This window comes from Parvularcula sp. LCG005, from assembly GCF_032930845.1.
In the GTDB taxonomy this organism is placed as follows: domain Bacteria; phylum Pseudomonadota; class Alphaproteobacteria; order Caulobacterales; family Parvularculaceae; genus Parvularcula.
Map to the genome: position 1 here is coordinate 567437 of NZ_CP136758.1, position 13357 is coordinate 580793.

The 13357-nt window shown below is 59.5% G+C and carries 13 protein-coding genes; 10 read left to right on the forward strand and 3 right to left on the reverse strand.

Features of this window, described 5'->3' with window-relative positions; translation table 11 throughout:
- Nucleotides 1-93: 93 nt before the first annotated feature.
- Nucleotides 94-528, forward strand: a complete 435-nt coding sequence (locus tag RUI03_RS02625) for a group III truncated hemoglobin (protein ID WP_317288735.1) — start codon at nt 94-96, stop codon at nt 526-528.
- Here RUI03_RS02625 and RUI03_RS02630 read toward each other — a convergent pair.
- Nucleotides 525-2135, reverse strand: coding sequence for a hypothetical protein (locus tag RUI03_RS02630; RefSeq protein WP_317288736.1), 1611 nt, complete (start codon nt 2133-2135; stop codon nt 525-527). The genes RUI03_RS02625 and RUI03_RS02630 overlap by 4 nt on opposite strands.
- A 322-nt stretch (nt 2136-2457) precedes the next feature.
- On the opposite strand from RUI03_RS02630, the gene groES reads away from it, so the two are divergent.
- The 3 genes from groES to RUI03_RS02645 all read left to right on the forward strand — a co-directional run bounded on the left by groES (nt 2458) and on the right by RUI03_RS02645 (nt 5453).
- Entirely contained in the window at nt 2458-2745 is a 288-nt protein-coding gene (groES, locus tag RUI03_RS02635; RefSeq protein ID WP_317288737.1) for a co-chaperone GroES, read from the forward strand.
- A 49-nt stretch (nt 2746-2794) separates the two neighbouring features.
- Complete coding sequence (groL, locus tag RUI03_RS02640) at nt 2795-4432, forward strand: chaperonin GroEL (RefSeq protein ID WP_317288738.1); 1638 nt, start codon at nt 2795-2797, stop codon at nt 4430-4432.
- Between the two features lie 319 nt (nt 4433-4751).
- Nucleotides 4752-5453 (forward strand): hypothetical protein, encoded by a 702-nt coding sequence (locus tag RUI03_RS02645; protein WP_317288739.1) that lies wholly within the window; start codon nt 4752-4754, stop codon nt 5451-5453.
- 49 nt (nt 5454-5502) lie between these two features.
- Here RUI03_RS02645 and sseA read toward each other — a convergent pair whose 3' ends face one another.
- Together sseA and RUI03_RS02655 are read right to left on the reverse strand one after the other, a co-directional pair.
- Nucleotides 5503-6339 (reverse strand): 3-mercaptopyruvate sulfurtransferase, encoded by an 837-nt coding sequence (gene sseA / locus RUI03_RS02650; RefSeq protein WP_317288740.1) that lies wholly within the window; start codon nt 6337-6339, stop codon nt 5503-5505.
- A 37-nt stretch (nt 6340-6376) separates the two neighbouring features.
- On the reverse strand, nt 6377-7417 hold the full coding sequence (locus RUI03_RS02655; protein ID WP_317288741.1) for a M14 family metallopeptidase: 1041 nt from the start codon (nt 7415-7417) through the stop codon (nt 6377-6379).
- A 520-nt stretch (nt 7418-7937) separates the two neighbouring features.
- Here RUI03_RS02655 and RUI03_RS02660 point away from each other — a divergent pair.
- From RUI03_RS02660 to RUI03_RS02685, 6 genes are all read left to right on the forward strand, one after another.
- On the forward strand, nt 7938-8672 hold the full coding sequence (locus tag RUI03_RS02660; protein WP_317288742.1) for a DUF4197 domain-containing protein: 735 nt from the start codon (nt 7938-7940) through the stop codon (nt 8670-8672).
- Nucleotides 8673-8957: 285 nt separating this feature from the next.
- Nucleotides 8958-9371: a hypothetical protein gene (locus tag RUI03_RS02665; protein ID WP_317288743.1), complete on the forward strand. Its 414-nt coding sequence runs from the start codon at nt 8958-8960 to the stop codon at nt 9369-9371.
- A gap of 9 nt (nt 9372-9380) precedes the next feature.
- Nucleotides 9381-9854 (forward strand): isoprenylcysteine carboxylmethyltransferase family protein, encoded by a 474-nt coding sequence (locus RUI03_RS02670; RefSeq protein ID WP_317288744.1) that lies wholly within the window; start codon nt 9381-9383, stop codon nt 9852-9854.
- Nucleotides 9855-9857: 3 nt separating this feature from the next.
- Nucleotides 9858-10715, forward strand: coding sequence for a bifunctional DNA-formamidopyrimidine glycosylase/DNA-(apurinic or apyrimidinic site) lyase (gene mutM, locus RUI03_RS02675; RefSeq protein ID WP_317288745.1), 858 nt, complete (start codon nt 9858-9860; stop codon nt 10713-10715).
- A 69-nt stretch (nt 10716-10784) separates the two neighbouring features.
- Entirely contained in the window at nt 10785-11051 is a 267-nt protein-coding gene (gene rpsT, locus RUI03_RS02680; RefSeq protein ID WP_317288746.1) for a 30S ribosomal protein S20, read from the forward strand.
- 737 nt (nt 11052-11788) lie between these two features.
- A complete protein-coding gene (locus RUI03_RS02685) occupies nt 11789-13300 on the forward strand; it encodes a DnaA ATPase domain-containing protein (RefSeq protein ID WP_317288747.1) in 1512 nt (503 codons plus the stop codon).
- The last annotated feature ends 57 nt before the right edge of the window (nt 13301-13357 follow it).

The window sequence follows — 13357 nt, forward strand, 5'->3', positions numbered from 1 at the left end:
CGCGCTCCTCTGTTCCTGCGACACTTGTGACAAGGGCAGAAGGCGCGATATGCGGCGATGCCGAACGCGCTGAAAACAGTGGGATGAACGTGCATGTCAGAACCGTCGCCATCAGACCGTACCACCGTTGAGCGGGGGCAGGCCGCTGCCCTCGGGATCAACGAGGCGTATATCAGCCTGCTGGTTGAGCGGTTCTATGAAGCCGTGCGCGTGGATCCTGCACTCGGCCCTGTCTTCGCCGCCGCCATCGGTGCTGACTGGACGCCGCATCTGGCCACCATGAAGCGGTTCTGGTCCTCTGTCGCGCTTGGCACAGGGGTTTATGAGGGACGGCCCGTGCCCGCCCACGCCAGGCATCGGGACATCACGCCCGAACATTTCGAGCGCTGGCTGGTGCTGTTCCGCGAGACACTGGAAGAGACTGCACCTTGCCCGGACGCAGCCGATTTCTTCCTCGAACGTGCCGCGCGCATCGGCAAGAGCTTAAAGCTGGCGCTGTTCGGTTTGCCCGGACTGGCGCGGGACTAGCGGTTGAGGGGCGGCAGCGTCGGGTGCGCTGTGACGGCATAGGACGGCGTCGGGTCCTCGACCTCGAACGCACAAGCAACGGCAACATCCTCTCCCGTCATTGACGTGAAGGTAATTTCGGATTGATCCGTGCACGCCTTCTTGATGGTGCTGAGCGCATCAAACGGTGCTGAGGTGAGCCTGACGCCATTCACAGATGCCAGCACCAACTTGCCGGACAGGGCCTCGCCGCATTTGTCGTCTGCGTCGATGGTGATGGCCTCGTCCCCCCAGCTCCAGCTGAAATACCCGTTACAGTAGTGCTGCATCATCGGCTTGATGGCGAGGGCAAGAAGGCGCCAGCCTTCCTGTGACGCGGCGGGGGAGGGGCCGAATTCTATCTTCAGACCACTGAGGGGAGACCCGATAGAGACCCAGCGCAGGCGCCCGCCCGCATGGATCAGAGCGTCAGCGAACTGACCGAAGGCTGGGCCGCCATGATCTTCGGCGACTCTCAAGAAATGAGCGCTGTCATATTCGCCATCGGGCGCGGTGGTTACGACGTCCTTCCACAGATCAAGAATGTCGCCCTTGCGACGCTTGAGGGAGGCTGTCTCGGCCACCCACTGCACGATGAAGCCGCAATCATAGGGGGTGCCGTTCTGTCCCGCGATGTTCGTGTCGGACAGTGCGTTGTTGCCCAACTGGCTGGCGCAGCGCTCGAAATTGCTGCTGATCAGGCCGGTGAATTCATCCCCGGATGTCGTCAGTCGGCGGGAGATATATTCTGCCGCGCCTTCATGCAGCCAGGGCTGGCTCTGGTTCTCGGTCGTGTCCCACACACCATTGAGCCACAGATGCGTCATTTCATGGGCGATGAAGCTGGCCATATGGTCGGCCTGCGTTTCGGTCTGGCCAGAAAGATCCGTACGGATATCAACCTTGATCGTGCCCCGATCAAACGCACCGCCTTTCCAATTATTGCGCGCGCCTTCGGGCCGATAGCTGACAAGAATAAGCGGCTTTTCATCTGGGGCGTCGCCCAGGCGCATGGTCAGTGTGCGCGCTATCTGATCTGCTTTGTCGCGCAGAATATCGCGAATACCGACAGGCAGTTCGGGGCCTGCAACGACCTGAACGACGTCATCAAAAACATAGGTAGAGGGGCCGATGAACAAGGACCGATTGTCGTCTTCGCTGACCATCAAGGGCGCGTTCAGATCGCCGTCATTGCCGGGGAGGAGAAGCGCCGTATCTTCCGGAAAGCCTTCAAAGCGCACGCTGACCTCATCATCCGAAGGGCTGAAGGCAGGCAGGTAGAGGGCCCAGCCATCCTCACCAATGATCGAGCTGACCACGTATTTGCGGTCGTGAAATTCAATGTCTTCACTGACCTGGAAGGCGACCTCGTCAAAACCCGCGCCATCCTCCCGTGTGATGGTGGTGCCGTCAAAAATCCAGCCATCGCCGATGGGGAGCCAGGCCCCCGCGCGCTGCTGACCATCATTCTCTCCCAGCACGAATTCTGTGACGGGCGCTTCCAACTTGTAGGTGGCGGTCAGTGCCGCTCCCTCTGGTGCGGGGGACAGGGTCAGGGCAGGGGCGAGAAAAAGGGCTGAAAGAAACATTGGCAGTCCTTTGAACAAGAAGCGACGCAGGCATTCGGCCATACTGCCGGTCGCGGTCACCGGCGGCTAATCGCATAGCGGTCATTTTGTGTAAATCATCGCCATCGCCCGCCCTTGACACTTTCGGGGCTGACCCTTACTTGCGGGCCGTTAGCAGCCGGACCTCTCGAGTGCTAATCGCTCTCCTGTTCGCCTCGTTGTGAGCTTCACGATCTGGGAAATGTTTTTCAGATCAGTATTTTGAGTGATGGGCCCGATTGGAAAAGCCGCTGGCAAAAATTGCGAATCCGCTTCTACACAAACGTCATTGGAGACATAGACGATGGCTTTTAGACCGCTCCACGATCGCGTTTTGGTCCGCCGTATCGAAGAAGATACGAAAACCAAAGGCGGCATCATCATCCCTGACACCGCCAAAGAAAAACCACAGCAGGGTGAAGTTGTGGCCGTGGGCTCTGGTGCCCGTGGTGACGATAACGAAATCATCGCCCTCGACGTCAAGGCTGGCGACACCATCCTGTTCGGCAAATGGTCCGGCACGGAAGTAAAGATCGACGGCGAAGACCTCCTCATCATGAAAGAAAGCGACATTCTCGGCATCATCGACTGAGCCGGAACGCGCATTTTTCATCTTCGTACAGAATTAAAGGATTAAGAGAATGGCTGCTAAAGAAGTACGCTTCAATGCCGACGCCCGTGAGCGGATGCTCCGCGGTGTCGACATCCTCGCCAACGCCGTGAAAGTGACCCTCGGCCCGAAAGGCCGCAACGTGGTCATCGAGAAGTCGTATGGCTCACCACGCACCACCAAGGACGGTGTTTCGGTCGCCAAGGAAATCGAACTGGAAGACAAGTTCGAAAACATGGGCGCCCAGCTGATCAAGGAAGTCGCTTCCAAGACCAACGACATTGCTGGTGACGGTACGACGACTGCTACGGTTCTGGCCCAAGCCATCGTGAAGGAAGGCGCCAAATCTGTCGCCGCCGGCATGAACCCAATGGACCTGAAGCGCGGCGTTGATCTCGCTGTGACCACTGTTCTTGAAGCCATCAAGTCTGCGTCGACCCCTGTGTCGGGCACGGCTGGCATTGCTCAGGTCGGTACGATTTCCGCCAACGGCGAAGCCTCGATTGGCGAAATGATTGCCAAGGCAATGGAAAAAGTCGGCAATGAAGGCGTGATCACGGTCGAGGAATCCAAGACCGCTGAAACCGAGCTGGAAGTTGTCGAAGGCATGCAGTTCGACCGCGGCTACCTGTCGCCTTATTTTGTCACCAACCCTGACAAAATGGTTGCCGAGCTGGAAGACGTCTACATCCTGCTGCACGAGAAAAAACTCTCGAACCTGCAGTCGATGCTGCCGCTGCTCGAGTCTGTTGTTCAGACCTCCAAGCCGCTGCTCATCATCTCGGAAGACGTTGAAGGCGAAGCGCTGGCAACCCTCGTGGTCAACAAACTGCGCGGTGGTTTGAAGATTGCTGCTGTCAAAGCTCCTGGCTTTGGTGATCGCCGCAAGGCCATGCTGGAAGACATCGCCATCCTCACCGGTGGTCAGGTTGTCTCTGAAGACCTCGGCATCAAGCTGGAAAATGTCGGCATCGACATGCTGGGCCGCGCCAAACGCGTCGTGATCTCGAAAGAAGACACGGTCATCGTTGATGGTGCTGGTGAGAAGTCTGACATTGAAGCCCGTACGGCTCAGATCCGTCGCCAGATCGACGAGACATCTTCCGACTACGACCGTGAGAAACTGCAAGAGCGTCTGGCCAAGCTGGCTGGCGGTGTTGCTGTCATCAAGGTTGGCGGTGCGACGGAAGTTGAAGTCAAAGAGCGCAAAGACCGCGTTGATGACGCCCTGAACGCGACCCGCGCAGCGGTCGAAGAAGGCATCGTCCCAGGTGGCGGTACGGCTCTTCTGTATGCATCCCGTTCGCTCGACTCTCTGGAAGGCGCCAACGCTGACCAGAACGCTGGCATCAAGATCGTCCGCCGTGCGCTCCAAGCGCCACTGCGTCAGATCGTTGAGAACGCCGGTGTTGAAGGTTCGATCGTGGTCGGCAAACTGCTCGAGCAGGATGACGTCAAGTTCGGCTTTGATGCGCAGAACGAAGTGTATGGCAACCTGATCGAAAAAGGCATCGTGGACCCTGCAAAGGTCGTCCGTACGGCGCTTCAGGATGCAGCTTCGATCGCTGGTCTCCTCATCACGACGGAGGCGATGATCGCGGAAGCACCAAAAAAAGAAGGCGCCGCACCAGCAATGCCTGACATGGGCGGCATGGGCGGCATGATGTAAGAAATGCCGTTGGCATTTCGAGCATCATAAAGCCGCCCATCATCTGAGTGTGGAGGCATGTTGGCCAAGGCCAACATGCCGGGGCGGCATGATGTAAGAAATGCCCTTGGCATTTCGATCATCGTCGAAACGAAAAGGCGTCCTTCGGGGCGCCTTTTTTTTGGGCTCAAGAGGACCCACGAGGGAGGTCACCTTCCATAGCGGGGCAAAATAGAAAACGCGGCAACTGCAAGAACTCAGGTTCCCATGACAAATTTCGCTTGTGCAGCCGGAATTTCGGCGTACCGTCAATAGGCATATTTATTTGGGGGGATCCAAGATGATGCATAAACTGTTGGCTGCAGGTGCAGCCAGTCTCATGATCGGTCTTGGCGCGACTGCGTCGGCCGCAACAGTCACCTTGTCATTAACCAATCAGGGCACAGTGGCCACTGCGCCAGGTAGTACGGCAACGGTCTTTCGAGCTGATCTGACCGGCATCGGCCTGGCAGAAATTGCCGCCATCAAGATCACAGACAGCAATAGTGGAACGGGCGGTTCGCCCGGGATTTATTCTGGCTTCGATCTCGATGCGATCTTCCTCGACATCGACGGAGACTTCAACACGACCGCCGACCAGATCTCTGCGACAGCGTTCCTGTTCATGGCCGGTAGCGTCAGGCCTACACTTGATACCATGTTTCTTCCCGATGCTCAGGACCCTGGTCCGACATCAGGCGCCATTGATGCCACCACCGTTGATGAAGCCCAGGCGACACTGGGCGCCATTGATGGCGTATTCTTCGACACCGGTTCGCTCACCTTGGGTGATGGCGGCATGCTTACGGCCATCTTCGGACCATCCGTACCCGTGGGTGCATCGTTGTTTCTGTTTATCGCCGAGCTGGGCAACAGCCCGGGTGAAGGTGTAGACGCCACGATCGAGGTCAGTGACGTGGTCCCCGAAGTGCCGCTACCCGGCGCCGCTGTCCTTTTCGCGTCGGGCCTCGCCGCGCTCCGGTTACGCAAGAAAAAAGCCTGATGCGGATAATATCGGAAAGGCGCCCCGCGGGGCGCCTTTTTGTTATGGGCTAGATCGTCTGGACGGGACAGTTGTCGGCATCCGTCCGCCCCCATTCCGCCCACGACCCGTCATAGAGCCGGATGTTAAGGTAGCCTGCGACCTCGAGGCCAAGAAGGAGGAGGGCGGCGGTGACGCCCGACCCGCAGGTGGTCACGATGGGACGTTGGGCATCGACGCCGGCATCGGCAAAAATCGCCTTCAGCGCCTCTTCGGACTTCATTCGGCCATCGGTGAGGAGGCTGCTGCTCGGTATATTGATGGCGCCGGGCATCGCCCCACACCTTAGGCCGGGGCGCGGTTCTGGCGCTTCGCCGCGGAAACGGGCGGCTGGACGCGCATCAATGATCTGCGCTGATTGAGTGCTGACAATCTCTTGAATGTCACCGCATCCGACAACGACGGACGGATCAAACCGCGCGTCGAACCGGACAGCCTCAGGCGTGTAGTGCCCCTGATGGATGGCGCCGCCAGCTTCCCGCCAGGCTCTCATCCCGCCATCCAGTATGCGGACAGACTGCACGCCCATTGCGCGGAAGGTCCACCACACCCGAGGACTGGCGAGCAGGTTCCCCGCCTCGTAAATCACAATATCATCTGTATGCGACAAACCGAACCGCCCAACTGCGGAAGCGAATGCCGCCGGTGCCGGCAGCATGTGGGGCAGGTCCGTCTTGTGGTCGGCAACCTCGTCCAGATCGAACCGCACCGCGCCGGGCAGGTGGGCCTCGAGATATTCCTGTGCGGGATTGCGGTCGCCGCCAAGGTACCAAGAGCCATCGACGAATTTTGGCAGGTCGCCGCCTGAGAGAAGGGCATCGGCCGATACGAGCGCGGAGGCGGTCATGGCGTTCCTCAATCAAAGGATAGGCGGGTGCATTAGCCTAGATAATCTCATCCTCATAGGCGAGGGCGGGCTGCGGTGGCCGGGTTGCCTCCTGCTTCTTCTCCTTGGCGGTCTTGCGCCGGGCAGGTTCGGCGATGTGCAGGACCGCATCGCCTTCATTGACAACGGGCAGGTTCGTCTGACCAATGACAATGCCATCGGCCGGTGCGGTGAGGGTCTGCTCCTGTTCGCCGAAAAGGTCGTTCAGTGCACCAACCACATCGCCCTTCTTGACCATTCCGCCTAGCGAAACCGAGAGGCGCAAAATGCCGCCTGCCGGTGCGCGCACCCAGGATGACGCATTGGAGACGTAAGGGGCGTGGCGGGCCGGTGTGGCACTGGTCTGATCAATCATGCCCACATGGGCCATGACGCGCAGAATGCCGGCAACCCCGGCGCGGATGGCGTGCTCGTCAAACCGGAGGCCTTCACCGCCTTCGAACAGCATGACCGGCACGCCCATCTGCGACGCACTTTCCCGCAAGGATCCATCGCGCAAGGAGGAGGTCAGGACGACCTGGGCACCGAAGGCCCGCGCCAGATCCATCAGGGTGGCATCGCCCTCATGAATCCGGATCTGCGGCAGGTTCGAACGGTGAATGGCGGCCGAGTGCAGATCGATTCCATAATCGGCGCGTTTGACGACCTGTTCCAGGAACATGTTGGAAAGACGATGAGCGAGCGAGCCTGTCGCGCTGCCCGGGAAGCAGCGGTTCAGGTCCCGCCGGTCGGGCAGGTACCGCGAATGGTTCAGGAAGCCATAGCCGTTCACCACGGGGATCAGCATCAGCGTGCCTTTAAGGCGGTCTAGGGCCGGACGCTTCATCAGACGGCGCAAGATCTCGACACCAATGATTTCGTCCCCGTGCACCGCCGCGCTGACAAACATGGTCGGCCCGGGGCGCCGGCCGTGGATCACCTGAACCGGCAGGCTCATGGGCAGGCGGTTGGACAGGGCGCTGATGGGCAGGTCGACGATCATCCGGCTGCCCGCGGGGACGAGCGTATCATTGAGTTTGAACGGGTCCTGATGGGGCATGATCATCCTGATGGTCAGTGTCTAGTGTTGGCACATCGGTCTGTCACAGTCCGGGACGGCAGCGGCGGCATTTGGCCGGCCCCCGGCGGACAGCACCGGTATCCCCAATCTAAACCGGGAAGGTTAACGGCGTACACTCTGTCAGGGTGCGCATGCCAACCCCAGAAAACATCCCATCTGAGATTGTTTTTTCGGGCTCAATCCCCGGCTTGGCGCGCAAGCTGCAATTGCTGTTGCAGGATCAATCGCAACGAGGGGCGGCACTTCATTGGTGCCGACGACCACGTGAAGTGCATGCGAAAACAAACACCATGGTCCGCAGCACTGCCATTGTTCAGTGCCGGTCTTTTGAGCCTTGGTGTTCGGCGTCGCCGCAAGAAGGCCTGAGGGGGCTTTGTACTTCTTGATGGCGCGGGGCGGCCTGGCGACAGGCCGCCCCTCCTTTTATGGCTGACCGTTCAAACCCGCCTCGACCCGGGTTTTAACTTTTGCCACTGTGGGGCGGAGAAGGAGCGCTGCCATGTCGCGATTGACCCGCCGTCTGTTCATCATTGGTTCAACGCTGGGTGCGGTCGGCTGTACCACGGCGGAGCAGGAGGCGGTGCTGGGCGCCGTACTGGGCGGCACGTCCGGGACAGGCGGGCTGACAACGGCGGACGCCGTCGCCGGTATCAAGGCGGCGCTCGACAATGGCGTTGCCGCTGCCGTGACCCAGGTGGGACAGACAGACGGCTATTTCCGCGATGGCAAGATTCACATACCGCTGCCCGGCCGGTTGTCAGAGCTTCAATCCAACCTGTCCCGCTTTGGTCTGTCCGGTCTGCTCGACGATCTGGAGCTTCAGCTGAACCGCGGGGCAGAGATCGCCGCCCCGGCGGCGCGCTCGATCTTCCTCGATACGATCCGCTCCATGTCGGTCAGCGATGCGATCGGCATCGTGCGCGGCAGTTCAACGGCGGCAACGGATTATTTCAAGGCGCGGACGACGCCGCAGCTGACGGCGCTGTTCCGGCCGATCATGGTGTCGAGCCTGCAGAGGGCGGGGGCGATCCAGACCTTCGACAATCTTATCGCCCGTCTCGATGCCATTCCGCTGGCGCCGCAGCTGGGACAGGACGCGAAGGACGATCTGATTGATCACGGGATCGAGCGCGGACTGGACGGGCTCTTCTATTACATCGCACAGGAAGAGGCGGCGATTCGGGCCAATCCGGCCAAGCGGACCAGTGAGATCCTGCGCAAGGTGTTCGGCTGAGTCATCGGGCGTTGCCGGACACATCGTTAATGTTCTGCCCCGGTGAAAGCATCGCGCTATGATATTCGGGACAGATTTGGTTCCGGCACGCGATATGCTTGAGACATTGTAACGACGCCCTTTTACGGTTTCGCCAGTTAATGTCTTTCAGGATGGACAAGCCAGCCAATTACCCCATCTAATGGGCGCGAGCGGGAGACATCGCTCACGACCGGGAACGGCTCGCGGTCGCAACAAGAATAAGACGGATCATGCATTATGACACGATCAAGAGGAGGCTGGAGCATGCTGAAGAAGTTGGTCGGCGTGGCTGCCGGTGCTGCAGCGTTGTCGGGCAATGCCCCGGCGGAGGAAGAACGTCCCTACGAAGTCGTCAGTGGTACAATTGATGGTCGCCTCACCATGGCCATTGTGAACATCCATGGCGCCGCTATCGTCGTCGAACTGAATGACGAAGATCCTGAAATTATCCGTGGCCTTGCTGCGGGTGCCATCCTGTCCGATCTGCGCGATGCCGCGGGGCAGGGCGACAATCTCCTGACCGTCAGCTCTGGCGTCAGCCAGTCTGAAGTGCTCCTCGACCGCGAGCTGAAAACCGGTTTCGTCTCGGTGTCCGAGACGCTTCAGGTCATCGACAGCCTGCCCACTCTCTCCGAGAGCCAGCGCAATGAGCTGCGCTCCATGGTCTACAAACAGTAGAGGGCTTTGATGGACGATAGCGCCGGCAATCGCATGGCTGGCCCAAGCCGATTGCCGTGGCCACCCATGCTGGTTGTCGTCGCGCTATTGATCGGCTTCGGGATGCAGCGGCTTTCACCTCTGCCTCCACCGCCCGTGCCCGTCTATGTGGGCGGCCTGCTCGTTGCTCTCGGGATCGGCATCGATTTGTGGGTCTTCTGGCTGTTCCGCCAGCGCAAGACCAATATCATGCCGACGAAACCCGCTGAGGCGCTGGTCACCACGGGCCCGTTCAGCTGGTCGCGTAACCCCATCTATCTCGCCAATGTCCTGATCATCGTCGGGTTCATCTTTGTCGGTCAGAGCTGGTGGTTTCTGATCGGCGCCAGTCTTTTTGTGGTCCTCGTCACAGAGCTGCAGATCAAGAAAGAGGAAGCCCATCTGGCCGAGAAATTCGGCATGGAATGGCAGGCTTACGCGGCCAAGACGCGGCGGTGGATCTGAGCCATGCCCGAATTGCCAGAGGTCGAGACGGTCAGGCGGGGATTGGCGCCGTACCTGACCGGCGCGCGACTGAATGCGGTACACGCCTTTCGGCCTGATCTGCGGTTTCCGCTCCCCGATCATTTCCGTGAACGCCTGCAGGGGCAGCGTATTGTGGCCCTGCGCCGCCGGGCCAAATACCTCGTGGCTGATCTGACCCTGGGGGAGAGCCTGATCATGCATCTGGGCATGTCGGGCCGCTTCACCGTGGTCGGTGAGGGAACGCCTGGCGTCTATGTCCAGCAGGTGGCGGCAGACCGTCACGTCCATGTCCGTCTCGATGTCGATGGCGGTTCGGCGGGGCCCGCCACCATCAATTATGCCGATCCCCGCCGGTTTGGTTTCATGGATATCGTCCCCACGGACGACCTTGATCAGTCCAGCCATTTTGCAGGCATGGGACCAGAGCCGCTTGGCGATGGGTTCACCGCCGATACCTTGCTGGCCCGGCTCAAAGGCCGCCGGACGCCGCTCAAGACCGCGCTGCTCGATCAGCGTGTGGTGGCAGGGCTTGGAAATATCTATGTCTGCGAGGCCCTGTTCCGCGCCAGGCTTTCCCCCCGCCGGCTGGCCTATACGCTGGGGCCCGCCCGGGCGGCGCGCCTCGTGGCGGCGATCAAGGACATCCTGCGCGATGCCATTGCCGCAGGCGGCTCATCTTTACGGGATTACGTGGCAGCCGATGGCTCGATGGGCCGGTTCCAGCATGGCTTTCAGGTCTACGACCGGGAGGGCGAGCCCTGTCCGAGCTGCGCCAAGCCGGTGCAGCGCCTGACCCAGAGCGGGCGGTCCACATTCTTTTGTGCGCCTTGCCAGCGCTAGGCGGTTGACTGTGCAAAATTGCTTCTTTAATGGGTGCGGTCTGTCTCAAACTGACAAAGGTTTTTAGAAATGGCGAATACGTCTTCGGCCAAGAAGATGGTCCGTAAGATTGAACGGCGCACCGCGGTCAACAAGGCCCGCCGGAGCCGCGTTCGCACCTATCTGCGTAAAGTGGAAGAGGCGATCGCTGCCGGTGACAGCACGGGCGCACAAGACGCCCTGAAGGTCGCTCAATCTGAAATGCAGCGGGCTGTCGGCCACGGTATCTTCCACAAGAATATGGCGTCCCGGAAAATGTCCCGACTGTCCGGTCGGATCAAGGCCATCGGCGCCTGAGATTAGTACACTGATCTTTCAGAAAAGGGCCCGGAGATTTTCTCCGGGCCCTTTTTTGTTTCCGCGTACGAAAGCATCCCCGAAACGCTCGACGGGCCCCTGGCGCAAGCCGTGCGGTTTAGAAAAAATTCATAATTGCAAGCAATTTGCAGGGGGTGAGCGATTTTCGTGAATGGATGGGAGATAAATATCATCAGTTGTTATTTTTGCTGTGAGACATCATCCGTAACCGTTTGATTTATTGCCGTTCCCAAAATGGCGGACCCTGGCAAGCCCTAAAATCTCAGTTTTTTGCGGTTGTGCATATTGCTTTTCAGGCTTTGAAAAATGTATCTTAGCCTACACAGCGAGACGTTCTGGGTAGGGCTCCGCTGAAGCGAGATAATAGGTGAAACACCGCCTTATCGACTGGGCTATTTCAGCCCGTAGCGTGATGATGGTGCTGACCCTTGTTCGGGCGATATATAAATGAGGGGCAAGATGCCAAACGCACGCTGGATCACACCGAAATTTCCATCTCAGTACGGAATTTCTGGTGATAGCGAGCGACTTGGTATTAGTGGCAGGTCTCTCCCGGCATATCGACCAGCGCGGCGTTAACGTGCAGTCGGGTCTCTGACCCACAGTGACTTTCAGGACCATTTGGTCCTGCATAATCAATCATTCCGTCCACGGATAAGCTGTCGTGCTTGTTGCGCGTCACTTTCCCTGCGGCTGCGTCGTGAGACAAGTAGATAATGGCACCGTTAAACGCATCAACTGACCACGCAGATCATTTCTCTGCCTTCAAGAGCGGTCTGAGAGACCATCTGGGCGCAGACGTTTATGCGAGTTATTTTGACCATCTGCAGCTTGGTGCCTGGCAGGGGGGCACGGTCGTCCTGCTCGCAAAAAATGCCTTCGCTGCGAACGTGATCTCGGAACGCTTCAGTGATCCTGTCCGTTATGTCTGGCATAAGACCTGCGGCCCCGTCACAGCGATAGAAGTGACGGGTTCTCCTAACAGTATCCCCAACATTCTCCGTCCTGCCGACGTCTCGCGTCAGGCGGATGGAGAGAAAGTGCAAGAAGCCCCCATGAAAACGTCTGCGCTCCGCTCGACCGACCGGCTGACTACCAAAAATTTCGGCGATTTGCCGGCAGTGCCGGACCGCGCAGCAACGTCGGCGGCGGACCCTAATCTGCGTCGTGTCCTGAACGATGGGGCGCTGAACAGCGCGCAGACCCTCGACCGTTTCTGCGTCAATGACACGAACCGCCTGGCGCGCCACGCGATCACGCGACTGCTCGACGGGGCCGGCTCACCGATCACCTATATTTTCGGCGCTAGCGGGCGAGGGAAGTCACACCTCCTGAACGCCGCATCCGTTGAATGGCTGCGTCGTTATCCGACCGCGCGCCTGATGTACCTGCACTATGACAGCCTCGTGGCCGATGTATCTGACGCTTGTGTGTCGAACGGCGTCAAGGATCTGAAGGAATATCTGCAGGATACGGACATTCTGGTGTTCGACGATGTCCATCTGCTGCGCGGCCGCAAGCGGACCCAAGAAGAGCTGGCCTGTCTCATCGACCGCCTGCACCAAGTGGGCAAGCCGGTGCTGATCGCCGGGGCTATGTCTCCTGCTGAACTCGCGGAGACGGGGATCTCACAGCGTCTGTCCGATCGTCTGCAGGGCGGGCTGTGCGTTTCCGTGGACCGGCCTGATTACGAGCTGCGTCTGCGTGTGGCACAGCAGGTGGCGTCCCAGTTTGAAGACCGGACCGGCCGGACCTTCCCGCAGCGTCATGTCGAACTGATCGCCCGCCGCTGCGAGACGTCCATCCGTGAACTCGAAGGCGTCATGCGCCTGTTCACGCTGCGGCTCGATCCGCCGGACGGCACGGATGTGGTGCTGACGGATGATCAGGTGCGGGAGATCCTGTCCCAGTGTCTGGCTGACCGGCCCCAGGAAACATCTCTTGATGAGCTGTTCCGCTACGTGATCGAGGTCTTCGAGGTTTCCGCCAAGGACATGACAAGCAAGTCGCGTAAACAGGCGCTGGTCCGCGCGCGGCAGGCCTTCTGCCTCGTGGCGCGCAAGCTGACGGATTCTGCGCTGGCCGCCATTGGCAGCATGATCCAGCGTGACCACACGACGGTCATGCATTCGATCGACAAGGCTGAAATCATTGCCGAGACCGACGCGATCTTTGCGGACAAGATCACGCGCATCTTTGACCGGTTCGATCAGTCGGCGCGAAAGTAGGGCGGCAAGGGTTCTTCCACCCTTCCGTGCAAAGACGCTGGCATCCGGGCGAGGGCT